This window comes from Staphylococcus sp. EG-SA-17 (genome assembly GCF_017151845.1).
Lineage (GTDB): Bacteria > Bacillota > Bacilli > Staphylococcales > Staphylococcaceae > Staphylococcus > Staphylococcus aureus.
In genome coordinates, this window is the sequence record NZ_JACVZO010000002.1 from 1 (window position 1) to 26,344 (window position 26,344).

A 26,344-nucleotide genomic window follows, 5' to 3' on the forward strand; every position below is an offset into this window, starting at 1 on the left:
ACTGGAGAATCATATCGATTAAAAGATTATAAAACCGAAAAATCATTAAATATACGACAATCTTAAACCGCTAAAAAACGACATTTTCAAACCGCCATAAAACAGCATTTTTAAACCGCTATTGACAATCAACATGGTTGAATGAATTTTTGCAGTAAAGTCAAAATAAGACATCATACTTGAAACATATTAATGAAAACAGGTGAACAAATTAGTTTCCATGATTTTAAGCACAATAATGTTTGGTATATTGTTAAAATTGTGTCTAAATATAGGTGTGATTCAGATTAGTTTATTGAACAATATGTTATTAATTAGTAGAATGAGGATAGTTTAAATATAAAGGGATAGGTGATTGAACTTATGGACATGAATTTCGATTTATACATGAACGGTGTTGTAGAACAAGCAAGGAATGAAATTGAATCTGCGGGATATGAGCAATTAACTACTGCAGAAGATGTTGACAAAGTTCTTAAACAAGATGGTACAACACTAGTTATGATCAATTCTGTATGTGGATGTGCAGGTGGTATCGCAAGACCAGCAGCATCACATGCTTTACATTATGACGTATTACCTGATCGTCTAGTGACAGTATTTGCTGGACAAGATAAAGAAGCGACACAAAGAGCGCGTGAATACTTCGAAGGTTATGCGCCTTCAAGTCCGTCATTTGCATTAGTAAAAGATGGAAAGATTACAGAAATGATTGAAAGACATCAAATCGAAGGTCATGATGTGATGAACGTAATTAATCAATTACAAACATTATTCAATAAATATTGTGAAGAAAGATAAGAGGCGCTAACCCATGTTAAAGTTAAATCCTTACAAGATTGGATTTAGAACAATAAAAACAGCAGTGGGTATGACTTTAGGTGTAATTATTAGTAAGCTGTTAGGTTTAGATAATTATGCTTCAAGCGCCATATTAGTCGTATTATGTATTAAACATACAAAAGTACATTCGCTACAAGCGATTATTTCAAGATTAGTATCATGTTTTTTAGTATTGTTTTTAGGTTCAGCAATATTTAGTTTATTAGGCCAGAGTCCAATTGTACTCGGTATTATCGTATTGTTATTTATACCATTAACTGTCGTATTAAAAGTACAAGAAGGTGTCATTACGAGTTGCGTTATATTACTTCATGTTTTTAATGCAAAATCAATTGATGTACATTTAATTGTTAATGAAACATTATTACTGTTAATTGGACTAAGCATTGCATTTACAATGAATTTAATGATGCCAAGTTTAGACAAACAACTAGACGAATACAAATGTAAAATTGAGCAACAAATTGCTGATATTTTTAGTAAATATAGTTATATTTGTGAAAAATATGAAGATACCATTGCGATTGAATTTGAAGCGTTACTTTTAAATATTAAAAAGGCGAAGTCTATCGCGTTCCGAGATGTTAAAAATCATTTTGTTAGAAACGAAAATTCATACTATCATTATTTTGATATGCGAGAAGAGCAAGTGGAATTGTTAATGAGAATGAAACCGCTCATCGAAAGTATCTGTCATAAAGATCCACTTTTAAATGATGTTGCGTCACTGCTGAAAGAAATTGGTCTAAATGTGAATAGTAATGACTATACAGCAATGCGTTTACACAATTTGTATGAGACGCGTTTGAAATTGGATGAACTGCCATTGCCAACAACGCACAAAGCGCTTAACTCGAGAGCAAGTATTATTCAAATATTAAATGAATTAGAAGAATATTTACAAATCAAATCGCAATTTGGTTCATTGAAAATGCATAGTGAAGTAGCTTAAAAAATAATCCATCCGTATGACCCATGTATGAAAGTAATCGTTGCAATACGATAACTTATTAATACATGCGTTTATAACGGATGGATTTTTAATTGTATGATTTTGTATAGGTAGTTGAGATATAGTTTATAAAATTGGAATGATACTCGTTAATAACAATGCTAATACAACTGATACAAGCATAACGATAATGATAATTCTTAAAACTTTATTTTGCATTTTGTGTGCCTCCAAATGAATAACCTTTGTATTAATAATTACGACATAAGATATAAAACTTTTAACTTGAGACGATATAACTAGCAATCATCATAAAGGAATATAATAAAAAACATGAGTAAGTTTGCTTATGTCATTTTCCTCATTATACGATATCATTGAAAAATCAATCAATATATTTTTGACAAAGCTTAGTTTGAGTTACAATAAATATATATATTAAATTGAAAATAATATGACACAATTTACAAGCCTGATAAATCTGTGTAACGTCAATTACTGTAACATTTTATTTCATCAATTTTTACCGTTTGGCGTACTTGAAAATTTTGATAAAAGGGGTTCCATTATGATTAATGAGCAAAGATTACTTAATACGTTTTTAGAACTTGTACAAATCGATTCTGAGACAGGGAATGAATCAACAATCCAACCTATTTTAAAAGAAAAATTCATAGCATTAGGGTTAGATGTTAAAGAAGATGAAGCGGCTAAACATCCTAAATTAGGTGCCAATAATCTAGTGTGTACAATGAATAGTACTATCGAAGAAGGCGAAGTACCTAAATTATATTTGACGAGCCATATGGATACTGTTGTACCCGCAATTAATGTAAAGGCAATTGTAAAAGACGACGGCTACATATACTCTGATGGTACGACTATTCTAGGTGCAGATGATAAAGCAGGATTAGCAGCGATGCTTGAAGTTTTGCAAGTGATTAAGGAACAACAAATCCCACATGGACAAATTCAATTTGTGATTACTGTTGGAGAAGAATCAGGTTTAATTGGTGCTAAAGAATTAAATTCAGAGTTGTTGGACGCGGACTTTGGTTATGCTATTGATGCAAGTGCTGATGTCGGCACTACGGTTGTAGGTGCACCGACGCAAATGTTAATTTCAGCTAAAATTATTGGCAAAACAGCTCATGCAAGTACGCCAAAAGAGGGTGTTAGTGCTATTAATATTGCGGCGAAAGCAATTAGTCGAATGAAATTAGGACAAGTTGATGAAATAACTACTGCCAATATTGGTAAGTTTCATGGCGGTTCAGCTACGAATATTGTTGCAGATGAAGTCATTTTAGAAGCAGAGGCACGTTCTCACGATCCAGAAAGAATAAAAACACAAGTCAAACATATGACTGATGTGTTTGAAACTACTGCATCAGAATTAGGTGGGAAAGCAGAAGTTACAGTGGAGCAAAGTTATCCAGGATTTAAAATTAATGATAATGAAGCGGTTGTTAAAATTGCACAAGAAAGTGCTCGTAATTTAGGATTATCTGCAAATACAATTATTTCTGGTGGCGGTTCAGACGGCAGTATTATTAATACATTTGGTATTCCTTCAGTCATTTTAGGAGTGGGTTATGAAAAAATCCATACAACAAATGAGAGAATGCCGATTAAATCATTGAACTTGCTTGCAAGTCAAGTGTTAGAAATAATCAAAATAGTTGCGCGACAATCGAAATGATTTAGTGTAGTGTATGTCTATTTTGTGATACAATACTAATGAAAAATCAACAAGTGAGGTAAGTAATATGACACAACAAATTGGAGTTATTGGTTTAGCCGTTATGGGTAAAAACCTAGCTTGGAATATTGAATCACGCGGATATAGTGTATCTGTATTTAACCGCTCAAGTGAAAAAACTGATTTAATGGTTGAAGAATCAAAAGGGAAAAATATTCATCCAACGTATTCATTGGAAGAATTTGTTAATTCTTTAGAAAAACCACGTAAAATTTTATTAATGGTTCAAGCAGGTAAAGCTACGGATGCAACGATTGATAGTTTGTTACCTTTATTAGATGATGGAGATATTTTAATTGATGGTGGTAATACAAACTATCAAGATACTATCAGACGTAATAAAGCATTAGCACAAAGTGCAATCAACTTTATTGGTATGGGCGTTTCTGGTGGTGAAATTGGAGCGTTAACTGGTCCGTCATTAATGCCGGGTGGACAAGAAGAAGCTTATAACAAAGTTGCAGATATTCTTGATGCAATTGCTGCTAAGGCAAAAGACGGTGCTTCATGTGTTACTTATATTGGTCCAAATGGTGCTGGACACTATGTGAAAATGGTACACAATGGTATCGAATATGCTGACATGCAATTAATTGCAGAAAGTTATGCTATGATGAAAGAATTATTAGGCATGTCTCATGAAGACATTGCTCAAACGTTCAAAGACTGGAATGCTGGTGAATTAGAAAGTTATTTAATTGAAATCACTGGTGATATTTTCATGAAATTAGATGAAAATAAAGAAGCATTAGTTGAAAAAATTCTTGATACTGCAGGTCAAAAAGGTACAGGAAAATGGACTTCAATTAACGCATTAGAATTAGGTATTCCATTAACAATCATTACTGAATCTGTATTTGCACGTTTTATCTCTTCAATCAAAGAAGAGCGCGTAAATGCTTCTAAAGAATTAAATGGTCCAAAAGCATCATTTGATGGTGACAAGAAAGACTTTTTAGAAAAAATTCGTAAAGCATTATATATGAGTAAAATTTGTTCTTATGCACAAGGTTTCGCGCAAATGCGTAAAGCAAGTGAAGATAATGAATGGAATTTAAAACTTGGTGATTTAGCTATGATTTGGAGAGAAGGTTGCATTATCCGTGCACAATTCTTACAAAAGATCAAAGATGCTTACGATAATAATCCAGGATTACAAAACTTATTGCTAGATCCTTACTTTAAAAACATCGTTACTGAATATCAAGATGCGCTACGTGATGTTGTCGCAACTGGTGTTCAAAATGGTGTACCAACACCTGGTTTCTCTTCAAGTATTAATTACTATGATAGTTACCGTGCAGCTGATTTACCTGCAAACTTAATTCAAGCACAACGTGACTACTTCGGTGCTCACACGTACGAAAGAAAAGATAAAGAAGGCGTATTCCATACACAATGGATTGAAGAATAATATTGATTAAAGGATAGTTGAAAGATACTATCCTTTTTTATATCTTTTGATAAATATAAAACAGAGTGTGATAGAGTATCTACAACCTATAAAAAATTACACAAGTATTATCCTTGACCTTAAAAGCATCCCGACATATTTTTAAGCATTTTGTGAAGTAATAAAATATTTACTGTGTTATGATAGCATGTACTATAGAGAAATAGAGGTATTAACTTATGGAAAAGTTAAATCAAGTTATGTTATATGTTGATGATGTTGACAAAGCGAAAGCATTTTGGACAGAAACTTTAGAATTTGTTGTTGTAAGTGAAACACCGTTAGCTGAGGACTATGTTGCAGTTGAAGTATCACCTACGAAAGATGCTGAAACGTCGTTGACGATTATGGCAAAAGAATTTATTGAAAAGTATAGTCCAGAGGTGAACCTAGGAACACCATCTTTAATGTTTAAAGAGAAAAACTTTGATGCATTATACTCAAAATTAAATGATTTAGGTTTAACTGGGCATGATATAGTAGAAATGAATGGTCAACGTGCATTTAATTTCCAAGATGGCCAAGGTAACTATTTTGCAGTTAGTGACTAAACAATCGATTTTAATATTTATACAAACCTTTATATTGATTTTCGGATTGAATTTCAGTATGAAGGTTTTATTTTTATCGTTTTATGCAATCGTTTGCACAAATCTTTTGACTTTTTTAGAAAGTGTGACTAAACTGGTATTATACAATGGTTGGAAGCGTTTTCCAGCGCAGTGATTAACAGGAGGTGATTAAATGGTTACGATTAAAGATGTTGCACTAAAAGCCGGTGTTTCTCCTTCGACAGTTTCAAGGGTTATAAAAGGAAATCAACGTATTAGCGAAGCGACAATTTCAAAAGTGAAGAAAGTTATGGAAGAATTGAATTATTTTCCTAATACTGCTGCTAGAACTTTAATTACTAACCAAACATATAAAATTGGTTTAGTGTTAAAAGGGTCTGAGGAGCCTATTCGACTGAATCCATTCTACATCAATGTATTGCTAGGAATTTCTGAAACGTGTAACCAGCATGGCTATGGTACACAAACGACAGTCTCAAATAATTTGAATGATTTAATGGATGAAGTTTATAAAATGATTAAACAACGAATGGTTGATGCGTTTATACTGCTCTATTCAAAAGAAAATGATCCGATTAAACAAATGTTAATTGATGAAAGCATGCCATTTATTGTGATTGGTAAGCCTACATCGGATATAGATCATCAATTTACACACATAGATAATGATAATATATTAGCTTCTGAAAATTTGACACGACATGTTATTGAACAAGGTGTAGATGAATTAATATTTATTACAGAAAAAGGAAATTTTGAAGTTTCAAAAGATAGAATAAAAGGATTTGAAACGATAGCTTCTCAAAATAAAATTAATTATCAAATTATTGAGACTAGTAATGAAAGAGAAGTTATTTTTAATTACATGCAAAATCTACATACGCGTTTGAAGGACCCAAATATTAAACAGGCAATCATTTCGTTAGATGCTGTGTTACATTTAGCGATTTTAAGTGTCCTATATGAACTTAATATTGAAATTCCGAAAGATGTAATGACAGCAACGTTCAATGATTCTTATTTAACCGAAATTGCGTCACCACCTCAAACCAGTATTGACATCGAGCCTCGAATGTTAGGTCAACAGGCTGGTGCAGCAATTTTAAATATATTAAAAAATAAAGCACAGGATGTTATTGAACTCGTCATTATAGATACAGAATTAAAAATAAGAAAATCAACACAGCGATAGCAAAGGAGTTTTAAAATGAATAAGCAATGGTGGAAAGAAGCAGTAGCATATCAAGTATATCCAAGAAGTTTTAATGATAGTAATCACGATGGTATTGGGGATTTACCTGGAATGATTGATAAATTGGACTACTTAAAAGATTTAGGTATCGATGTCATTTGGCTCAGTCCAATGTTTAAATCACCTAATGATGACAATGGTTATGATATTAGTGACTATCAAGAAATTATGGATGAATTTGGAACGATGGAAGACTTTGATCGTTTATTAAAAGGTGTTCATGATAGAGGCATGAAGCTTATTTTAGATTTAGTTGTAAATCATACATCTGATGAACATCCTTGGTTTATAGAATCTAAATCTAGTAAAGACAATCCCAAACGTGATTGGTATATTTGGCAAGATCCAAAGCCAGATGGCTCTGAACCTAACAACTGGGAAAGTATCTTTAATGGATCTACATGGGAATATGATGCTAATACTGAGCAATATTATTTCCATTTATTCAGTAAAAAACAACCTGATTTGAATTGGGCTAATCCAGAAGTTAGAGATGCTGTATTTGAAATGATGAACTGGTGGTTTGATAAAGGCATTGATGGATTTAGAGTAGATGCAATTACGCATATTAAAAAGACGTTTGAAGCGGGTGACTTACCTGTACCTGAGGATAAAACATATGCCCCAGCATTTGATGTAGATATGAATCAGCCAGGTATACAAACTTGGTTACAAGAGATGAAAGATCGCTCATTAAGTAAGTATGACATTATGACTGTTGGTGAAGCGAATGGTGTAAGCCCTGATGATGCTGATGACTGGGTCGGGGAAGAAAATGGTAAATTTAATATGATATTCCAATTTGAACATTTGGGACTGTGGAATAGTGGTGATTCTCACTTTGATGTAAATTCGTATAAATCTGTATTAAATAGATGGCAAAAACAACTTGAAAATAAAGGTTGGAATGCGTTGTTTATTGAAAATCACGACCAACCACGACGTGTATCGACGTGGGGTGACGATGACAAGTATTGGTATGAATCAGCAACAAGTCATGCAGCTGTTTATTTCTTGCAACAAGGTACGCCATTCATTTATCAAGGTCAAGAAATTGGTATGACGAATTATCCATTTGAAAGTATTGAAACGTTTAACGATGTTGCTGTTAAAAATGACTATCAAATTGTGAAAGCTCAAGGTGGAGATGTAGACGCTTTACTTGCGAAATATAAAGATGAGAACCGAGATAATTCTCGCACACCAATGCAATGGGATGATACGTTAAATGGAGGATTTACAAATGGTGAACCGTGGTTCCCAGTGAATCCGAATTATAAAACTATCAATGTTGCACAACAATTAGAAGATGAGCATTCAGTATTACAATTTTATAAAGATTTAATTCAATTAAGAAAGTCTAATGATGTATACGTATATGGTCAATTTGATTTAGTAGATGCTGAAAATTCACAAGTTTTTGCGTACACGAGAACATTAAATGAAAAGCAAGTTCTTATTGTAGGTAATCTTACTAACCACGAAGCAGAATTAACTGTACCATTTGATTTAAGCCATGGAGAAGTAAAGCTATTTAATTATGATGCCAAAGTTAATTTAAAACAGTTACGTCCATATGAAGCATGTGTTATCGAACTAAATTAACATATTAATATGCCCCTAATAGAATCTAAGGCCATTTGTAGACCTATAGATATATTAGGAGGCTTCTTTGTTTTTAATTTTTAATCTTCGTCATAAGGACTCTGTTTAACAGGAATCCAAAGCTGAATTTTAGTGAATGGGTCATTAAATGAAATATCGAGAGGGTACACTTCAACATATAAATCATTTCGTTCATATGGCAATGTTAACTGCAAACTTGATTCAATATAGTACCAAGCTTCATTAGTTGCATAATCAATTTCACCTTGTAAATTGAATTTCGCACAATGTTTGCCAGGTAAAAATCGGCTTTCTAAGTGTGCAGGATAACGTTCACTTGGTACACCTACAAATATTTCTAAACCATTTTCAAGAGGACAACTAATAACAAATAGTTCAAATGGACTAACGTCATTATATCGTCGTAACTCTTTAATTTTACCATCAATGAGCAAGTCTTCTAAAAAATCCGGAACATTAAAAGGATGTGACAAATACTTAGTGTCTATAAATCGTGCATATCCAACCAATGAAATATCATCTGTCTCTTCTAATCTGTATGGATAGGGTGCTCTCTCAGTAGTTGATAATTTGATATATAATCGCTCTTGAATTTGTAATTCATCTTTTTTAGTAGAAGCTTGAATAGGTGATACGCCGTGAAAATCACTAAAATCATTTGCAAAATCATTTGAATTTGCATAGTGATATTTTTTAGCGATATCTACAAGTCGTGTAGCACCATTAATCACATCATTTGCAGCGAGTGTCATTTTACGCGCGCGTGCATAAGCTTCTGGAGATAAGCCGACAATCATTTTAAATGATTGATCAAGATGGTATGGCGAAAGACCAACGTAATCACTTAATTCTTGCAAATTGAAAGGCTCTAATAAACGATCTTCAATATAAACAATTGCCTGTTGTATTTGCTTGATAACGTCCAAAACTTTCACTCCAATTAATTCAATCATTTATTTTTATTCTACATTATTTCTATAAATTATACACCCATTTGTTCAATGATTATTAAAATAGTTTTGGGCATTGTAAAATATAATTTCATAATATAGTCTAGAAAAAAAGCGAATGATAGAACAATTGATTTACTTGATTCGTAATCAATCCTTGTCATTCGCTCATTTATTTTTGTTTAACATGTGCGTTTTAATTCAATTATTGAATATCGTCCCACCAATGGTTACCATCACGAGCAAGTAGTAAATCACTTTCTAATGGACCATTAGTACCTGATTCATAGTTAGGGAATTCTGGATCAACCATATTCCATTCATCTTGAATTGCATCAACAAATTTCCATGTTGATTTTAATTCTTCCCAGTGCGTGAAGTTAGTGGCATCACCTTTAAGACAATCGAATAATAGATTTTCATATGCATCTACAGTATTCATTTTATCTTGAGCGCTCATTGAATAAGACAATTGAACAGGTTCAGTTTCGATACCTTGTGTATTTTTCTTAGCATTTAGATGTAAAGATACACCTTCATTAGGTTGGATATTGATTACTAATAGGTTTGAATCTAATAGTTTATCAGTTTCATAGTATAAGTTCATTGGTACTTCTTTAAATTCAACGACAACTTGAATTGTTTTAGATTTCATACGTTTACCAGTACGAATATAGAATGGTACACCAGCCCATCTAAAGTTATCAATTGTTAATTTACCTGAAACAAAGGTAGGTGTGTTAGAGTCATCTGCAACGCGATCTTCATCACGGTATGCTTTAACTTGTTTACCATCGATATAGCCTTCGCCATATTGACCACGAACAAAGTTCTTTTTAACATCTTCAGATTGGAAATGACGCAGTGATTTAAGTACTTTTACTTTCTCAGCACGGATATCTTCACTATTTAAACTAATAGGTGCTTCCATAGCTAATAATGCAACCATTTGTAACATGTGGTTTTGCACCATATCTTTTAGCGCGCCACTTGATTCATAATAACCACCACGATCTTCAACACCTAGTATTTCAGAAGATGTAACTTGGATGTTTGAAATATATTTGTTATTCCATAATGGTTCAAACATCGCATTCGCAAAACGTAATACCTCGATATTTTGAACCATGTCTTTTCCTAAATAGTGGTCAATACGATAAATTTCTTCTTCTTTAAATGATTTACGAATTTGATTGTTTAATGCTTCGGCTGATTTTAAATCACTACCGAATGGTTTTTCGATAACAAGGCGTTTAAATCCTTTTGTATCAGTAAGACCAGAAGATTTTAGATAATCAGAAATAACGCCAAAGAATTGTGGTGCCATTGCTAAATAGAATAGTCGATTACCTTTTAATTCAAATTGGCTGTCTAATTCATTACTAAAATCTAATAATTCTTGATAGCTTTCTTCATTACTAACATCATGTCTATGATAGAAGACATGTTCCATAAACGCGTCAATTTTGTTTGTATCTTTTACGTGCTTTTGAATTGATGATTTTACTTGATTACGGAAATCATCATTAGTAATGTCACGACGTCCAATACCGATGATGGCAATATGTTCATCTAAATTGTCTTGTTGGTAGAGATGGAATATTGATGGAAACAACTTACGATGGCTTAAGTCACCAGTTGCACCAAAGATTGTGATTAAACAAGGGATGTGTTTGTTTTTAGTACTCAAGATTAAAACCTCAATTCTTAATTAGATATATGATTTATTATTATAAGATAATCCATTCAGCAGGTCATTCAATATGCTCGACAGTATGCAGTGTCTTAAATGAAATATCGATTCATGTATCATGTTTAATGTGATACTTATTAATGATAAGTATAACGTAATTATCAAAATTTATATAGTTTTGTCTACGTTAAAGTTAGAAAAATTAACTAGCAAAGACGAATTTTTAACAGATTTTGATTCAAGTATAAATTAAAACTAAATTGATACAAATTTTATGATAAAATGAATTGAAGAAAAGGAGGGGCATATATGGAAGTTACATTTTTTGGAACGAGTGCAGGTTTGCCTACAAAAGAGAGAAATACACAAGCAATCGCCTTAAATTTAGAACCATATTCCAATTCCATATGGCTTTTCGACGTTGGTGAAGGTACACAGCACCAAATTTTACATCATGCAATTAAATTAGGAAAAGTGACACATATATTTATTACTCATATGCATGGCGATCATATTTTTGGTTTGCCAGGATTACTTTCTAGTCGTTCTTTTCAGGGCGGTGAACAGAAGCCGCTTACATTGGTTGGACCAAAAGGAATTAAAGCATATGTGGAAATGTCTATGAATTTATCAGAGTCACATTTAAACTATCCAATTACATATATTGAAATCGATGATCATCTGACATATCATCATGATGGTTTTACTGTAGAGGCGCATTTACTTAATCATGGTATTCCATCATATGGATATAGAGTAATGGCACCTGAAACTACAGGTACAATCAATGTTGAAGCGTTAAAAAACATTGGTCTTGAACCAGGTCCTAAATATCAAGAAGTAAAATCTCATGATACATTTGAACATAATGGTCAAGTTTATCAATCAAAAGATTTTAGAGGTGAGTCCAAACAGGGTCCAGTTGTAGCAATTTTTGGTGATACAAAACCATGTTCTAATGAACGTGTGATTTCTAGAGATGCTGATGTGATGGTACATGAAGCGACCTATATAGATGGTGAAAAGCATTTAGCCAACAATTATCATCATAGCCATATTGAAGACGTATTTGCATTGATAAAAGAAGCCAATGTTAAACGTACGTTGATTACACATTTGAGCAATCGCTATAATACAGAAGATATAAATGAAATTTATCAAACATTGATACAAAATGAAGATACACCTAATTTTAATTTTGTAAAAGATTTTGATAGTTTTAAAGTCTAATGACAAAGTAATAAACAATGCTTGCCAAATAGTAATAATTTATAAAAATAACCCGTCCAACTATGTATGCGATGATGCATACATGTGTTGGCGGGTTTGTTTTTATTGGTCTTCTATATTAGAAAGTTCAATACTACGGTCGACGGCAGCGTTTAGACAATCTTCGAAAATAGATACTAAATCATATTGTGACAATGTATCAAGGCCAGCTTGTGTCGTACCACCTTTAGAGGTAATATTTTTTCTTAATTGAGCCATGCTCAAATCTGAACGTTCAATCATCTTACTTGTACCTATAATAAGGTTGCGTATAGATTCTTCAACTTGTTCTTTTTCTAGACCAAGTTTCGTACCAGCTTTAACGTATTGCTCGAATACATGATATAAAAATGCTGGGCCGCTTCCGGTGATAGCTGTTACTTGATGTAAATGATCTTCTGATACTTCAATTACAGAACCAAATGCTTTAACTAAATCGTTAATTTCATCTTTAGATTTAGGGTCAAAGTTGTTTGAAAAACTAATGCCAGTAACAGAGTGTCCGACTTGCGCATTTGTGTTTGGCATAATTCTAGCAACTGGATTTTGGCATTCTAATTGTTGTTTAATATAATCAATCGGAATACCTGCCATAATTGAAATGAAGCAATTGTCTTTTGTGATATGTGGTTTGATGCGTGTTGCTAGAGCATCAAAGTCATGCGGTTTGGTACCTAAAAAAACATAATCTGCATCTTTTAATAATGTCGCATCATCATAACTATAGTTAACACCTAGTTTTTCAGCGAATGCTTTTAAAGCTTGTTCATTAGATTTATTTGTTAAATATATATCATTGGCATCTAAGTTGCTTGAGTTAATAATTCCTGTAAATATAGCTTGTGCCATATTACCAGCTCCATAAAATACGAGTTTCATTAACGTCACATCCCTTTAGTTTTTGATTTGTATGTTATATTTTCTTATTATTGTATATATATTAGGAAAGATAATCAACTTGTCTCAATTATGTAAAGTTGATAAATTGCATTCTATATAATTGAAAAGGGAGGTTAATTGATGAAAGGACAACATTTTATAGTGACTGGTGGTACGAGTGGTTTAGGTTTATCGATTGTCCGAAAGTTACTTGAAAATAAAGTGCATGTAACGTTGTTGGTGCGTGATGTTGATAAAGCAACTAGAATCTTTGAACAAGAATTGGGGAAAACTATAAATGTTATTCCTTGTGACTTAAATGATTTGAAGTCGATACAGGCACTGCAATTTGAAGACAATACATCATTCGATGGATTCATTTATAGTGCAGGTTTAGGTTATTTCAAATCTATTTCAGACCATAGTTTTTCAGAAATGATTGAAACGTATCAGCTTAATTTAATTAGTTTTAATGTTTTATATACTGTGTTGAGACCATATTTAACATCTAACGCACATATTGTAGGTATTTCAAGTCAAGCTGCATTTTCCACTCAAGCAAATGCTGCACATTATGGGGCATCGAAAGCAGGGTTTTATGCATTAATGAATGCTTTAAGACTAGAGTCACCAAACATACATATCATGACAGTTAATGTTGGCCCGATTGATACACCTTTTCATCAAAAAGCCGATCCATCAATGAAGTATGCTAAAAAGATGGGGAAAATTATGCTTGATGCTAATCAGCTTGCAGAAGATATCATTTATGGCATTAAAACAAAACAATTGGAAATTAATCGCCCTAAATGGATGCACCATGCGTTGAAAATGTATCAAATTGCGCCTAGATTTTTTGAACGATGTTTTCCTAAATTATTTAAAAATAAAGCATAAATAGGTGGGATGGCAATGAACTGTCAATCGGAGAGTGTGGTAAGACTTTGTGTACGATATGCGGAACAACTATCAGTGTTTGAAGAATTTACAGTGCTGGATATTTTAGGCGATATTTCTGTAGACCAAATTTCAGACAGTACATTATATTATACTTGTGAAAAATTCAAACTACTTGTGTTGCAAGGAAATGTGCTGGGTGTACAAATAATAACTAATAATGATGAATCAACATGCGAAGTGAAATATAGAAAGATGTTTTAATAAAATTATTAAAAGATGAAGTGGGAGAAGTTTGCTTAAGGCACTGCCGCAGGGCGAAATTACTAAATACTGATGCGTGAGGACAACGCTTTAATTTCTATCATAAGTGAGTAATCTTAATCATAAATTATAGCGAATTGTACATAAACAACAGCAGTAAGGCATTTTTATAATGAAACGCCTCATGCTGCTGTTTTTATTACTGAAAATGACTTCTACACTAAATGATTGGTATATTCCAAATCCTTTACACGAGCTCTTGCTGTTTTAATCTGATCTAAACTAACTTTAGTATGATAGTTTTCAATATTTTCTTTTAATTGGTCGACGCTACTTGCACCTACAATGATGGAACCAAGCACGTCATGTGATGTTAAATAACTAAATGTCAATGCAGATAAATTACTTTCAATTTCTTTAATAGAGGCTATTGTTTCACCCAATTCATCATGAGAATAATCAAAAATACCATCTTTAAATTTATTGTCTAGCACATTAACACTGTTTGAAGTTAATAATCCTTTAGACACAGGTCCTCTTGCCAATACTTTAACATCATTGTTGTGAATTGCATCTAATAATGATTCTGGACGATTATCAATCAAATTGAATTGAGACATTATCGTTTCGATTTGACTATGTTTTAAATAATAATCAATTACATTTGGGCGAATAGAAGAAATACCGTAAGCACGTATAATTCCTTCTTGTTTCAATTCATCAAATGCGCTTATTGTTTCGTCTAATGGGTCATCAATGGTTCCGCCATGAAGTTGATATAAATCGATATGATCGATACCTAAACGCTTTAGTGAACCTTTAACTGCCTCTTTAATATAGGATTTACTCGGATCCCATGTTGTACTGCCATCTTTTGTTAAACGATTGCCTACTTTTGTACCAATGACAATATCATCGCGTTGTTGATATTTAAGAAGTGCCTTACCAACAACTGATTCATTTATACCTTTATCGTACATATCTGCTGTATCAAAATAAGTGATACCATTTTCAACAGCACAATCTATAATTTGTTCGGCTTTTTTTAAATCTGTACCTAAACTCATGCAACCTAGACCTAATTCAGATAATGAAATACCACTTTTTAATATATTTTTTTGCATGTCTGTTCTCCTTTCGATACACTTTAGCTAACAAGCATAGTGTATCAATATATAATATGAATTTAAAGGAACGTGATTATAATGGATTTAAATGAAAAAACAATTGATCGAACAGTTATTTATAATGGCAAAATTGTAGATGTAGAAATTCATACAGTGACATTACCAAACGGTGAAACGTCAACAAGAGAATTAGTTTATCATAATGGTGCAGTTGCTGTTTGTGCAGTGACACCTAAAAAAGAAGTCGTATTAGTGAAACAGTATCGTAAACCAGTAGAAAAACCATTGCTAGAAATTCCAGCTGGTAAATTAGAAGATGATGAAGATAGAGTCGAAGCGGCAAAACGTGAATTAGAAGAAGAAACAGGATATATTGCCAAAGAGTTAACACATGTTGTAGATATGTATGGTTCACCAGGTTTTTGCGATGAACAATTATCAATATATTTTACGGATAATTTAGAAGAAGGTACAGTTCACTTAGATGAAGATGAATTTGTCGAAGTCATTAAAGTTCCGATTGAGAATGTTAAATCGATGCTAATGAATAAAGAAATAGAAGATGCGAAGACTATCATTGCATTGCAACACCTATTATTAAATTATAATCATTCTAAATAACAAATGAGAAAAGCTTGCATTTTATTGAGAAAACTGTTAGTTTTAATTGTGAAGTTTGAAATAATTTGTAATGATTTTAATTATTAGTAGGGGAGTGGACATCGTTGGAAGAACGATTAAATCGCGTTAAGCAACAATTACAACAATCATCATATAAGCTAACGCCACAACGCGAAGCTACTGTTAGAGTTCTAATTGAAAATGAAAAAGATCATCTAAGTGCTGAAGACGTATATCTGAAAGTAAAAGATAAAGCGCCTGAAATTGGCTTGGCGACAGTATACAGAACGTTAGAGTTGTTAGCTGAACTAAAAGTTGTCGACAAAATTAACTTTGGTGATGGCGTCGCTCGTTTTGATTTAAGAAAAGAAGGCGCAAAACATTTCCACCATCATTTAGTATGTATGGAATGTGGTCGTGTAGATGAAATCGATGAAGATTTGTTACCAGAAGTTGAAAATCGAGTTGAAAATGAGTTCAATTTTAAAATTTTAGATCATCGTTTAACTTTCCATGGTGTGTGTGAAACGTGCCAAGCTAAAGGTAAAGGATAGTAAATTGCGTAGGTTAAATTAACCTTCGCTTTTTTTAGAGGTGTGGTTATGGAAACAATTATTGAAGAATATTTGCGTTTTATACAAATTGAAAAAGGACTAAGTTCTAACACAATTGGTGCTTATAGACGTGATTTGAAAAAGTATCAAGATTATATGACTGAACATCATATCTCGCATATTGATTTTATAGATCGACAATTAATTCAAGAGTGTTTGGGGCATTTAATAGACCAAGGGCAATCTGCTAAATCTATTGCGCGATTTATTTCAACAATCCGTAGTTTTCATCAATTTGCTATAAGAGAAAAATATGCGGCGAAAGATCCAACGGTATTATTAGATTCACCAAAATATGACAAAAAATTGCCTGACGTTTTAAATGTTGACGAAGTGTTGGCTTTATTAGAAACGCCGGATCTAAATAAAATTAATGGTTATCGTGATCGTACGATGTTAGAACTTCTGTACGCAACGGGAATGCGTGTATCTGAATTGATACATTTAGAGTTAGAGAACGTGAACTTAATAATGGGATTTGTACGCGTATTTGGTAAAGGCGATAAAGAAAGAATTGTACCATTAGGCGACGCAGTCATTGAGTACTTAACTACTTATATTGAAACGATTAGACCGCAACTTTTAAAAAAGACTATTACCGAAGTCTTATTTTTAAATATGCATGGTAAACCTTTATCGCGACAAGCAATATGGAAAATGATTAAACAAAATGGTGTAAAGGCAAACATTAAAAAGACGTTAACGCCACATACGTTACGCCACTCTTTTGCGACACATTTATTGGAAAATGGCGCAGATTTAAGAGCAGTGCAAGAGATGTTAGGTCACTCTGACATATCTACTACCCAACTCTATACACATGTTTCGAAATCTCAAATTAGAAAAATGTATAACCAATTTCATCCTAGAGCATAAAGTGAACAATAACTCAAAAGTCACAATACATATGACTAAAAATGTCTGTGCTATTGTGGCTTTTTTAAATTGGTTGATTAATTACGTCTATGTTTTCTTAATTGAATCGCTTCTTCTTTTGCTGCAATCACTTCTGAACGATCACGGCGCATGTGATGGTCTACAATAAAAGGATCTGTTGCTGTTTCCTGATTATAATCATAGTCTGGATAGTTGGCCTTGATGATGCGTTCAAAGACTGGAGTTATTGGTAATATAACAGATGAAAAAGGCTTTGCTGCATTCAATTTTGCAATCTGTTGCTCAATTAACAACTGATAATCATTTAAATTAAGGTATAACGCATCTCTGTCTTTAGCATTTTGTATTATTTCTTTAGATTTATTAAAAGACTTATAGGCGCCTTTTAAATTATTGCGGCGATAATGGTAACAAGCAGTTGCAAACAAGATTAAACTAACAACTGCATCTTGCTTACTGTAGTTATTTTCAGCTTTCCATGCATCTTCTAAAATGTCATGACATAGGAAATAATGTTGCTTAGTATGAAATTGATAATAGAAATTTATCAGTGCCTGTTGCATTTTGTTATCACCCCAATTTAAAAGTAAGTTATTTTCATGCTATAATATTTTAGAGAATTATGCACATATGACGCAATACGAGGTAGATATTATGTATGAAGTTAAATTAGATGCTTTCAATGGACCATTAGATTTATTGCTGCATCTTATCCAAAAATTTGAAATAGATATTTATGATATTCCTATGCAAGCATTAACAGAGCAGTATATGCAGTACGTTCATGCAATGAAACAGCTTGAAATTAATATTGCAAGTGAATACCTAGTATTAGCGTCAGAACTCTTAATGATTAAAAGTAAGATGCTATTACCACAATCAACATCAGATATGGATGTTGATGATGACCCACGGGAAGATTTAGTTGGGCGTTTAATAGAATATCAAAATTATAAAGAATATACTGCTATTTTAAATGACATGAAAGAAGAAAGAGATTTTTATTTTACAAAAAGACCGACAGATTTATCTCATTTGGAAACAGATGAATCTTGGGATCCAAATCATACGATTGATTTAACTGAATTAATTGTAGCTTATCAAAGAGTTAAAAATAGAGTTGAGTTAAATACACCTAAATCTGTTGAAATCCGAAAAGAGACATTTACCATTCAACAAGCTACAGAACAAGTGACATCGAGATTGAAAGATAAAGATCATTTTAACTTCTTTAGTCTGTTTACGTTTTCTGAGCCAATTGAACAAGTAGTCACTCACTTTTTAGCTATTTTAGAGATGTCAAAAGCAGGAATAATTAATATTGAGCAACAACGTAATTTTGAAGATATTAACATTATTAGAGGAGTGAACTACCATTTTGGATAATCATGGTATATTAGAGTCGCTTTTATTTACAGCTGGCGATGAAGGTTTAGATGAAAAACAACTATTAGAAATATTAGATATGTCGAAAGACCAACTCGTTGAATTAATTGAAAATTATTCATCACATGGATTAATGATACAACGATTTGGAACGACGTATGTTTTAACGACTAAAAAAGAAGCGGCAACGTATATTGAACAATTAATTGAACAAAAGTCACAAATGAAATTATCACAAGCAGCAATGGAAGTACTATCAATTATTGCTTATAACCAGCCATTATCAAGAAGTGATATTGAATTAATTCGTAGTATCAATTCAGATGGTGCGGTCAAGACTTTGATTGCCAAAGGACTAGTTGAGGCTAAAGTGGTTAATGAACAGCGTAGCCAACAGTTAATTACTACTGATTTATTTTTAAATGTATTTGGTATTTCCAATATAGAAGATTTGCCGACAACTGAAGAAGACGATGAAGAAATGGATGCTTTCTTCAGTAATCTAGTCAATCAAAAAGGAGAAAATAATGACTAAAGAATTAGAACGATTACAAAAACGTATAGCTAATAGCGGTTATACTTCAAGACGTAAGGCAGAAACTTTAATTTCTGAAGGAAAAGTGAAAGTGAATGGTACGACTGTCACTGAATTAGGAACAAAAGTAAAGCCATCAGATACGATTGAAGTTGAAGGTATTAAAATAGAACTAGAAGACAAAATTTACATTTTATTCCATAAACCAACTCAAGTGATAACAAGTGTATCAGATGATAGAGGACGTACAGTGGTTACGGATTACTTTAAAGATATAGAAGCACGTATTTATCCTGTTGGTCGTTTAGACTATGATACTTCTGGATTGTTATTACTTACAAATGATGGTGAATTTACTAATTTAATGACACATCCAAGATATCAAATTAAGAAGAAATATGTAGCAAAATTAAAAGGTTACTTAATGAGAGAAGAAGTGAAAGCCCTAGAAAAAGGTATTGAATTAGAAGATGGTATGACGCAACCGGCTGAAGTGAAAGTTAAGAAACAAGATAAAGATAAAAACACAACATTGGTTGAAATTACAATTACAGAAGGTCGTAATCGCCAAGTCAGAAGAATGTTCGAACATTTTGGTCATCAAGTGACGAAACTGTCTCGTATTGAATATGGGCCTTTAAATGTTGTCGGTTTGAATGCTGGTGAAGGACGTGTATTGACGCCTCATGAAGTAAAAGTGATGCGTCATTTAGCAGAACATGGGAAATAATTAAATAAAATATGTATTTATCACAAAGTTTGAGAATTTTTTCACAAAATTTTAGGTTTTTAATAACTGTATGCGCTTTCCTGTGATATAATACTTTTGTAAAGAAAAGCATGTGTGGGAGGTATGACCTGTATGTCGAACGAAATACTTATCGTAGATGATGAGGATAGAATCAGAAGATTACTTAAAATGTATTTAGAAAGAGAATCTTTTGAAATCCATGAAGCAAGTAATGGCCAAGAGGCTTATGAACTTGCAATGGAGAATAATTATGCTTGCATACTACTAGATTTAATGTTGCCTGAAATGGATGGTATCCAGGTGGCAACTAAATTGCGTGAACATAAACAAACACCGATTATTATGTTGACTGCTAAAGGTGAAGAAACAAACCGTGTTGAAGGTTTTGAATCTGGTGCAGATGATTATATCGTCAAACCATTTTCACCAAGAGAAGTAGTCTTAAGAGTTAAAGCACTTCTAAGAAGAACGCAATCTACAACTGTAGAACAAAGCGAACCTCACGCACGTGATGTGATTGAATTTAAACATTTAGAAATAGATAATGATGCACATCGCGTACTTGCTGATAATCAAGAAGTTAATTTGACTCCTAAAGAGTACGAATTATTAATATATTTAGCTAAAACACCAAATAAAGTATTTGACCGTGAACAATTATTAAAAGAAGTTTGGCATTATGAATTCTATGGTGATTTAAGAACAGTTGATACTCATGTTAAACGACTTAGAGAAAAGTTAAATCGTGTGTCTAGCGAAGCTGCGCATATGATTCAAACAGTCTGGGGCGTTGGGTATAAATTTGAGGTTAAATCTAATGATGAGCCGGCTAAATAGTGTCGTAATTAAACTGTGGTTAACTATTATTTTAATAGTGACGACAGTTTTAATTTTATTAAGTATTGCTTTAATTACCTTTATGCAATACTATTTCACACAAGAAACTGAAAATGCCATAAGAGAAGATGCTAGACGTATAAGTTCACTGGTCGAACAATCACATAATAAAGAAGAAGCAATAAAATATAGTCAAACATTAATTGAAAATCCTGGTGGGTTGATGATTATAAACAATAAACATCGTCAATCAACGGCTTCACTTTCTAATATTAAAAAGCAAATGTTGAATGAAGTAGTCAACAACGACCATTTTGACGATGTGTTTGATAAAGGTAAATCTGTTACTCGAAATGTAACGATTAAAGAAAAGGGTTCATCTCAAACTTATATTTTGTTAGGCTATCCAACAAAAGCACAGAAGAATAGTCATAGCAAATATAGTGGAGTATTTATATATAAAGACTTGAAATCAATCGAAGATACAAATAATGCTATTACGATTATCACTATAATTACGGCTGTTATTTTCTTAACAATTACAACAGTCTTTGCGTTTTTCTTATCGTCAAGAATTACAAAACCTTTAAGACGTTTAAGAGACCAAGCTACACGTGTATCTGAAGGGGATTACTCTTATAAACCTTCTGTCACAACGAAAGATGAAATTGGTCAATTATCGCAGGCATTTAATCAGATGAGTACAGAAATCGAAGAGCATGTCGACGCATTATCCACATCTAAAAATATTAGAGACAGCTTAATTAACTCTATGGTAGAAGGCGTCCTAGGTATTAATGAGAGTCGACAAATTATCTTATCTAATAAGATGGCGAATGATATTATGGACAATATTGATGAAGATGCTAAAGCTTTCTTATTAAGACAAATAGAAGATACTTTTAAATCAAAACAAACTGAAATGCGCGATTTAGAAATGAATGCACGATTCTTTGTTGTGACTACAAGCTATATCGACAAGATTGAACAGGGAGGTAAAAGTGGTGTTGTTGTGACAGTTCGTGATATGACTAATGAGCACAATCTAGATCAAATGAAGAAAGATTTCATTGCTAATGTATCACATGAATTACGTACACCGATATCATTACTTCAAGGTTATACTGAATCAATTGTAGATGGTATTGTTACAGAACCGGATGAAATAAAAGAATCGCTTGCCATTGTCCTTGATGAATCGAAACGTTTAAATCGTTTAGTTAATGAATTGTTAAATGTTGCTCGCATGGATGCTGAAGGGTTATCCGTAAATAAAGAAGTTCAGCCTATTGCAGCGTTACTAGATAAGATGAAAATTAAGTATCGCCAACAATCTGATGATTTAGGTCTAAATATGACTTTTAATTATTGTAAGAAGCGTGTTTGGAGTTATGATATGGATCGCATGGACCAAGTACTAACGAACTTAATTGATAATGCATCACGTTATACGAAACCTGGAGATGAAATTGCAATTACTTGTGATGAAAATAAAAGCGAAGATATTTTATACATTAAAGATACAGGCACGGGCATTGCACCAGAACATTTACAACAAGTATTTGATCGTTTTTATAAAGTTGATGCAGCGAGAACGCGAGGTAAACAAGGTACCGGTTTAGGTTTGTTCATTTGTAAAATGATTATCGAAGAGCATGGTGGTTCCATTGATGTTAAAAGCGAATTAGGAAAAGGCACAACATTTATTATTAAACTACCAAAACCAGAATAAAACTGAATATAGTTATTTAAGAACGCATGTTATTGATTAGAGATTCTAATTTATAGCATGCGTTTTTTGATTGAAGTGGGGAATTTTGTAAGTGAATTAGGAAATAGGATTTATGATTTTTGCGAATAACAACTATTAAATATATTACTAATTTATACAAAAATATAAAGTTTGATAAAGTTATTTATTTGATTATAAAAATAGGGTAAAATATAGATATATTGTAATAATTAAATTATTCGAGGTGTCATATGAAAAAGTTCATTGGATCAGTTTTAACCACGACATTAATTTTAGGGGGATGTTCCATGATGGAAAATGAATCAAGTAAAGACACGAATACAGAAACAAAATCAGTACCAGAAGAAATGGAAGCTTCAAAATATGTAGGACAAGGCTTCCAACCACCTGCAGAAAAAGATGCGATTGAATTTGCGAAGAAGCATAAAGATAAAATTGCCAAACGAGGCGAACAATTTTTTATGGATAACTTCGGTCTAAAAGTTAAAGCTACCAATGTTGTAGGTAGTGGCGACGGTGTAGAAGTTTATGTGCATTGCGATGACCACGATATCGTATTTAATGCGAGTATTCCATTTGATAAATCAATTATTGACAGTGATAGCTCATTAAGAAGTGAGGATAAGGGCGATGATATGAGTACTTTAGTTGGTACAGTACTAAGTGGATTTGAATATCGAGCACAAAAAGAAAAGTATGATAACCTATATAAATTTTTCAAAGATAACGAAGAGAAATACCAATATACAGGATTTACAAAAGAGGCAATTAACAAGACACAAAATAGTGGATATGAAAATGAATATTTTTATATCGTTGCAAATATACCAACACTTCAAGAATATAGAAAATATTACGAACCTCTGATTAAAAAAAATAATCTAGATTTTAAAAAAGGTATGAAAGATGCTAGAAGAGGAGTAGGCTACAAAGCTGAAATCGAATTATATACAACACTGTTTTCGAAAAGTAGAAACTTTTCAAAGGACAAGAAATTAGATGATGCTATAGATTTATCCGAAAGCGTGAAAAAGTTAAACCTTAATTTAGAAAACACGAAAATATTTTTACAACTAACGAAATCTACCATTAATACTAAACAAGTAAATTATAGTGATAACAAACCTATCAAGATTGAGGTTGAGTGAAAATGAACAATATAAACGATAGAGATTTAACTGAGTTAAGTGGTTATTGGGTTTACCAAGATATTAAAGATGGTAGTAAATTTAGAGTTAACGATAAAAAATTCAAACAAGTCGAAGAGATAACGAAAGTAGCTAATAAAAATAATAGTTCAGATATAAAAGTTTATGAACTATTGGATGAAAATGAAACACCTACAGGCAAACAAGTATTATTATTTCAAGGTACAGATAACCAAAAGAGTGATGTGAAAAGCAATCCTTTTCGTGGGAAGGTTGCTGATGATTGGATTGAAAATATAAAGTTAATGAATGATAAAAATAAGTCAACTTCTTTATTAGAACAAAATAATGCTTATATTAAATCGTATGAACAGAAACTAAAAGATGCAGATACACTTAAAAGCTCTGATTTTTTAAGGAAATATAAGCAAAATCCGTCTACGTATAAAAACAAAACTATTAAGTCTGATGGAGGCAATTCTCAAGGGGGAGCAAGTGCTAACCACCAAGGGTTGATTAACCCGAATAAAAATATAGTTTCTACAAACCCTGCCATGTTACCAAAGTCAATATGGGAAAATTTCAAATCTCAAAACTTTGAAAATATGATTAATTATCATAGTAAGTTTGATATTTTATCTTGGCTGCAGGATCCATTTGCCACTCCGACACTAGGAAAACGAGTGAATTTAGAAACTGGTGTGCCAACGATGGATGGATTAGTAAATAGTCATTTAGGTTATAAAAGAAAATTAAATCCAAGATATAATACTTATAAAGATTTAGCAGTTTATAAAATTAAATCAGTTAAAGATACTATGATTAAAAATGGTAAAAAAGTCAAAAAAACTATTGAAATCGATATAAATATGGATGATAGAATTCCAATTAATGTGTGGACAGGAGATTCAATAGCGAGAACGGGTAAAGGGACTCCTATAAAATTAAATCTAGAAAATCTTAGTGCATTAAGTAATTTGGTAACTGGTGAAACAAGTAATATGTTAACCGATTGTGTAAATTATTTGAATGAGAGCTATAATATTTCACAGGTTGAAAATTCTAATTTTGGAGAAAGAAAACATAAACTTAAACAAGATTTTAAAAAGATTGTCGAAGTTGATATCCTTGAAGGAATGAGTAGGGAATTAACTTCTTTTAAACAGGATGTATTTAGCGCAATTGATGATGTCAAAAAAAATCTTGTTGTAATAATCTTAATAGCTCCAGCAGCTGGAGTCCTTATTCTTGAATTAAATACTATTGAAGAAATTCTTGAAGATTTAGATAAAAAATTACAACGTGGCATAGAAAGTTTACATGATTCACTTGATAACGTAATTAAAGAAATGTTTAAAAATTTAGATCATGATTTTGAAGATGGCGTGACAGAGGAAATGATGAAGCATTTAAATGTTGTGAATAATAATATAAATTTTGTGAAAAAGCAAAATGATGTATATGGAGAGCAGATAACCGATATTAAAAATATAATGTCTCATCAAGATGCAACGGTAATGGATGGAAACTTATCTATTAATTATAGCGGTGAACATATGATTTCGGGTCAAGTACAATCTTCTAATTATTTAACCAGAAAAATGACAATTTTAAAAAACCATATTGATAATGCAGTTAACAAAATTAGTGATTATGTTCAAGAAACTTACAATAATTATTTTGAACCAGTATTAAACTACATTCTTGAAGTTATACATTCGGTAGAAACAGCTGTGAGACATATTTATGAAATAAGCAGTTTAATATACAAATCAGGAATGAAAATAAAGATAAAGGCAATGGGAATAAATGTTGACGAAATTGATAAAATGCTTGAAGTTTTAAAAAATAAACTTAAAAACTTAGACGAATTTTTAAATAATTTAAAAATAGCTTCGCCGATTTTAGAAAATCACTTAGATGATATAGTTAGAAATATGAAACCGTTAATTGTTAATCAGATTTTTGAACCATCACATTATGACGATATGTTTATTTTAAACACACAAGCTCATGCTCGTCTTGATCAAATGGCACAACAGTTTGAAGTTGTTTGTAATGGCTTGAACGAAAATGAAGGACAAGCTATTCAAACAATGGATCAATCTGCCTCGTTAATTCGTTCAAACTTAATTCAAGTTAAAGAACAATTAGAAAAACTAGCAGTTTACTAATTAATTTATTAAAAGCTACTTGTTTTCATTGAGAATAAGTAGCTTTTTCAAACACAAAAGTTTTATAAACACATAAATGGGTGATGAGC

General features: G+C 32.1%; 27 protein-coding genes. 21 read left to right on the forward strand and 6 right to left on the reverse strand.

Translation table 11 applies throughout. The features are described from left to right. Positions 1–363: 363 nt before the first annotated feature. Entirely contained in the window at positions 364–801 is a 438-nt protein-coding gene (gene brxB, locus IDG65_RS01140) for a bacilliredoxin BrxB (protein WP_000367419.1), read from the forward strand. Positions 802–814: 13 nt separating this feature from the next. Then, positions 815–1,795, forward strand: a complete 981-nt coding sequence (locus IDG65_RS01145) for an aromatic acid exporter family protein (protein ID WP_000916200.1) — start codon at positions 815–817, stop codon at positions 1,793–1,795. A 126-nt stretch (positions 1,796–1,921) separates the two neighbouring features. Here IDG65_RS01145 and prli42 read toward each other — a convergent pair whose 3' ends face one another. Continuing rightward, a complete protein-coding gene (gene prli42 / locus IDG65_RS01150) occupies positions 1,922–2,101 on the reverse strand; it encodes a stressosome-associated protein Prli42 (protein WP_001789875.1) in 180 nt (59 codons plus the stop codon). A gap of 262 nt (positions 2,102–2,363) precedes the next feature. On the opposite strand from prli42, the gene IDG65_RS01155 reads away from it, so the two are divergent. From IDG65_RS01155 to IDG65_RS01180, 6 genes are all read left to right on the forward strand, one after another. Then, on the forward strand, positions 2,364–3,497 hold the full coding sequence (locus IDG65_RS01155) for a tripeptidase T (RefSeq protein ID WP_000606687.1): 1,134 nt from the start codon (positions 2,364–2,366) through the stop codon (positions 3,495–3,497). A gap of 67 nt (positions 3,498–3,564) precedes the next feature. Continuing rightward, positions 3,565–4,971, forward strand: coding sequence for an NADP-dependent phosphogluconate dehydrogenase (gndA, locus tag IDG65_RS01160; protein WP_000193707.1), 1,407 nt, complete (start codon positions 3,565–3,567; stop codon positions 4,969–4,971). Between the two features lie 218 nt (positions 4,972–5,189). After that, on the forward strand, positions 5,190–5,561 hold the full coding sequence (locus IDG65_RS01165; protein WP_000413426.1) for a VOC family protein: 372 nt from the start codon (positions 5,190–5,192) through the stop codon (positions 5,559–5,561). Beyond that, positions 5,500–5,736: a hypothetical protein gene (locus IDG65_RS01170; protein ID WP_075583652.1), complete on the forward strand. Its 237-nt coding sequence runs from the start codon at positions 5,500–5,502 to the stop codon at positions 5,734–5,736. The genes IDG65_RS01165 and IDG65_RS01170 overlap by 62 nt, the downstream gene beginning before the upstream one ends. Positions 5,737–5,754: 18 nt before the next feature. After that, on the forward strand, positions 5,755–6,774 hold the full coding sequence (locus tag IDG65_RS01175; protein WP_000256325.1) for a LacI family DNA-binding transcriptional regulator: 1,020 nt from the start codon (positions 5,755–5,757) through the stop codon (positions 6,772–6,774). Positions 6,775–6,789: 15 nt separating this feature from the next. Then, positions 6,790–8,439 (forward strand): glycoside hydrolase family 13 protein, encoded by a 1,650-nt coding sequence (locus IDG65_RS01180; RefSeq protein ID WP_001041918.1) that lies wholly within the window; start codon positions 6,790–6,792, stop codon positions 8,437–8,439. Between the two features lie 80 nt (positions 8,440–8,519). On the opposite strand, the gene IDG65_RS01185 is transcribed toward IDG65_RS01180, so the two are convergent. Next, positions 8,520–9,386: an AraC family transcriptional regulator gene (locus IDG65_RS01185; protein ID WP_000382585.1), complete on the reverse strand. Its 867-nt coding sequence runs from the start codon at positions 9,384–9,386 to the stop codon at positions 8,520–8,522. A gap of 229 nt (positions 9,387–9,615) precedes the next feature. Next, on the reverse strand, positions 9,616–11,100 hold the full coding sequence (gene zwf / locus IDG65_RS01190; RefSeq protein ID WP_000105070.1) for a glucose-6-phosphate dehydrogenase: 1,485 nt from the start codon (positions 11,098–11,100) through the stop codon (positions 9,616–9,618). Between the two features lie 312 nt (positions 11,101–11,412). Here zwf and rnz point away from each other — a divergent pair, with 312 nt between their 5' ends. Next, positions 11,413–12,333 (forward strand): ribonuclease Z, encoded by a 921-nt coding sequence (rnz, locus tag IDG65_RS01195; protein ID WP_000454065.1) that lies wholly within the window; start codon positions 11,413–11,415, stop codon positions 12,331–12,333. A 102-nt stretch (positions 12,334–12,435) separates the two neighbouring features. On the opposite strand, the gene proC is transcribed toward rnz, so the two are convergent. After that, positions 12,436–13,251 (reverse strand): pyrroline-5-carboxylate reductase, encoded by an 816-nt coding sequence (gene proC / locus IDG65_RS01200; RefSeq protein ID WP_000779748.1) that lies wholly within the window; start codon positions 13,249–13,251, stop codon positions 12,436–12,438. A 141-nt stretch (positions 13,252–13,392) separates the two neighbouring features. Here proC and IDG65_RS01205 point away from each other — a divergent pair, with 141 nt between their 5' ends. After that, entirely contained in the window at positions 13,393–14,148 is a 756-nt protein-coding gene (locus IDG65_RS01205) for an SDR family NAD(P)-dependent oxidoreductase (RefSeq protein WP_000678231.1), read from the forward strand. A gap of 15 nt (positions 14,149–14,163) precedes the next feature. Continuing rightward, a complete protein-coding gene (locus IDG65_RS01210; RefSeq protein ID WP_000995802.1) occupies positions 14,164–14,412 on the forward strand; it encodes a hypothetical protein in 249 nt (82 codons plus the stop codon). Positions 14,413–14,627: 215 nt separating this feature from the next. Here the strand turns inward: IDG65_RS01210 and IDG65_RS01215 are convergent, their stop codons facing one another. After that, positions 14,628–15,536, reverse strand: a complete 909-nt coding sequence (locus IDG65_RS01215) for an aldo/keto reductase (protein WP_001171354.1) — start codon at positions 15,534–15,536, stop codon at positions 14,628–14,630. A gap of 81 nt (positions 15,537–15,617) precedes the next feature. Between IDG65_RS01215 and IDG65_RS01220 the strand changes: the two genes are divergently transcribed. The 3 genes from IDG65_RS01220 to xerD all read left to right on the forward strand — a co-directional run bounded on the left by IDG65_RS01220 (position 15,618) and on the right by xerD (position 17,650). Continuing rightward, positions 15,618–16,160 (forward strand): NUDIX hydrolase, encoded by a 543-nt coding sequence (locus tag IDG65_RS01220; protein WP_000365246.1) that lies wholly within the window; start codon positions 15,618–15,620, stop codon positions 16,158–16,160. Between the two features lie 104 nt (positions 16,161–16,264). Continuing rightward, complete coding sequence (gene fur, locus IDG65_RS01225; RefSeq protein ID WP_000392691.1) at positions 16,265–16,714, forward strand: ferric iron uptake transcriptional regulator; 450 nt, start codon at positions 16,265–16,267, stop codon at positions 16,712–16,714. 48 nt (positions 16,715–16,762) lie between these two features. Then, positions 16,763–17,650 (forward strand): site-specific tyrosine recombinase XerD, encoded by an 888-nt coding sequence (xerD, locus tag IDG65_RS01230; protein ID WP_000447732.1) that lies wholly within the window; start codon positions 16,763–16,765, stop codon positions 17,648–17,650. A gap of 77 nt (positions 17,651–17,727) precedes the next feature. Here the strand turns inward: xerD and IDG65_RS01235 are convergent, their stop codons facing one another. After that, positions 17,728–18,234, reverse strand: coding sequence for a DUF309 domain-containing protein (locus tag IDG65_RS01235; protein ID WP_001183429.1), 507 nt, complete (start codon positions 18,232–18,234; stop codon positions 17,728–17,730). A 91-nt stretch (positions 18,235–18,325) separates the two neighbouring features. On the opposite strand from IDG65_RS01235, the gene IDG65_RS01240 reads away from it, so the two are divergent. From IDG65_RS01240 to IDG65_RS01270, 7 genes are all read left to right on the forward strand, one after another. Further along, complete coding sequence (locus tag IDG65_RS01240; protein ID WP_000273371.1) at positions 18,326–19,057, forward strand: segregation and condensation protein A; 732 nt, start codon at positions 18,326–18,328, stop codon at positions 19,055–19,057. After that, positions 19,050–19,592, forward strand: a complete 543-nt coding sequence (gene scpB, locus IDG65_RS01245; protein ID WP_000368656.1) for an SMC-Scp complex subunit ScpB — start codon at positions 19,050–19,052, stop codon at positions 19,590–19,592. Before IDG65_RS01240 ends, scpB begins: the two co-directional genes overlap by 8 nt. After that, positions 19,585–20,322, forward strand: a complete 738-nt coding sequence (locus IDG65_RS01250; RefSeq protein ID WP_000159577.1) for a pseudouridine synthase — start codon at positions 19,585–19,587, stop codon at positions 20,320–20,322. The genes scpB and IDG65_RS01250 overlap by 8 nt, the downstream gene beginning before the upstream one ends. A 132-nt stretch (positions 20,323–20,454) precedes the next feature. Then, positions 20,455–21,180: a two-component system response regulator SrrA gene (gene srrA, locus IDG65_RS01255; protein WP_000064078.1), complete on the forward strand. Its 726-nt coding sequence runs from the start codon at positions 20,455–20,457 to the stop codon at positions 21,178–21,180. After that, positions 21,161–22,912: a two-component system sensor histidine kinase SrrB gene (srrB, locus tag IDG65_RS01260; protein WP_200707841.1), complete on the forward strand. Its 1,752-nt coding sequence runs from the start codon at positions 21,161–21,163 to the stop codon at positions 22,910–22,912. Before srrA ends, srrB begins: the two co-directional genes overlap by 20 nt. Positions 22,913–23,163: 251 nt before the next feature. Further along, positions 23,164–24,081 (forward strand): DUF1672 domain-containing protein, encoded by a 918-nt coding sequence (locus tag IDG65_RS01265; RefSeq protein WP_001670353.1) that lies wholly within the window; start codon positions 23,164–23,166, stop codon positions 24,079–24,081. Positions 24,082–24,083: 2 nt separating this feature from the next. After that, a complete protein-coding gene (locus IDG65_RS01270) occupies positions 24,084–26,255 on the forward strand; it encodes a hypothetical protein (RefSeq protein ID WP_031928815.1) in 2,172 nt (723 codons plus the stop codon). The last annotated feature ends 89 nt before the right edge of the window (positions 26,256–26,344 follow it).

Bases quoted from the DNA above. Each gene is read 5' to 3' on its own strand.
- rnz (WP_000454065.1), top strand. From the start codon at position 11,413: ATGGAAGTTACATTTTTTGGAACGAGTGCAGGTTTGCCTACAAAAGAG.
- xerD (WP_000447732.1), top strand. From the start codon at position 16,763: ATGGAAACAATTATTGAAGAATATTTGCGTTTTATACAAATTGAAAAA.
- IDG65_RS01215 (WP_001171354.1), bottom strand. From the start codon at position 15,536: ATGCAAAAAAATATATTAAAAAGTGGTATTTCATTATCTGAATTAGGT.
- IDG65_RS01220 (WP_000365246.1), top strand. From the start codon at position 15,618: ATGGATTTAAATGAAAAAACAATTGATCGAACAGTTATTTATAATGGC.
- IDG65_RS01165 (WP_000413426.1), top strand. From the start codon at position 5,190: ATGGAAAAGTTAAATCAAGTTATGTTATATGTTGATGATGTTGACAAA.
- gndA (WP_000193707.1), top strand. From the start codon at position 3,565: ATGACACAACAAATTGGAGTTATTGGTTTAGCCGTTATGGGTAAAAAC.
- IDG65_RS01170 (WP_075583652.1), top strand. From the start codon at position 5,500: ATGGTCAACGTGCATTTAATTTCCAAGATGGCCAAGGTAACTATTTTG.
- IDG65_RS01265 (WP_001670353.1), top strand. From the start codon at position 23,164: ATGAAAAAGTTCATTGGATCAGTTTTAACCACGACATTAATTTTAGGG.
- brxB (WP_000367419.1), top strand. From the start codon at position 364: ATGGACATGAATTTCGATTTATACATGAACGGTGTTGTAGAACAAGCA.
- srrA (WP_000064078.1), top strand. From the start codon at position 20,455: ATGTCGAACGAAATACTTATCGTAGATGATGAGGATAGAATCAGAAGA.
- IDG65_RS01145 (WP_000916200.1), top strand. From the start codon at position 815: ATGTTAAAGTTAAATCCTTACAAGATTGGATTTAGAACAATAAAAACA.
- IDG65_RS01270 (WP_031928815.1), top strand. From the start codon at position 24,084: ATGAACAATATAAACGATAGAGATTTAACTGAGTTAAGTGGTTATTGG.
- IDG65_RS01210 (WP_000995802.1), top strand. From the start codon at position 14,164: ATGAACTGTCAATCGGAGAGTGTGGTAAGACTTTGTGTACGATATGCG.
- IDG65_RS01240 (WP_000273371.1), top strand. From the start codon at position 18,326: ATGTATGAAGTTAAATTAGATGCTTTCAATGGACCATTAGATTTATTG.
- IDG65_RS01175 (WP_000256325.1), top strand. From the start codon at position 5,755: ATGGTTACGATTAAAGATGTTGCACTAAAAGCCGGTGTTTCTCCTTCG.
- IDG65_RS01205 (WP_000678231.1), top strand. From the start codon at position 13,393: ATGAAAGGACAACATTTTATAGTGACTGGTGGTACGAGTGGTTTAGGT.
- IDG65_RS01235 (WP_001183429.1), bottom strand. From the start codon at position 18,234: ATGCAACAGGCACTGATAAATTTCTATTATCAATTTCATACTAAGCAA.
- IDG65_RS01155 (WP_000606687.1), top strand. From the start codon at position 2,364: ATGATTAATGAGCAAAGATTACTTAATACGTTTTTAGAACTTGTACAA.
- srrB (WP_200707841.1), top strand. From the start codon at position 21,161: ATGATGAGCCGGCTAAATAGTGTCGTAATTAAACTGTGGTTAACTATT.
- IDG65_RS01180 (WP_001041918.1), top strand. From the start codon at position 6,790: ATGAATAAGCAATGGTGGAAAGAAGCAGTAGCATATCAAGTATATCCA.
- proC (WP_000779748.1), bottom strand. From the start codon at position 13,251: ATGAAACTCGTATTTTATGGAGCTGGTAATATGGCACAAGCTATATTT.
- IDG65_RS01250 (WP_000159577.1), top strand. From the start codon at position 19,585: ATGACTAAAGAATTAGAACGATTACAAAAACGTATAGCTAATAGCGGT.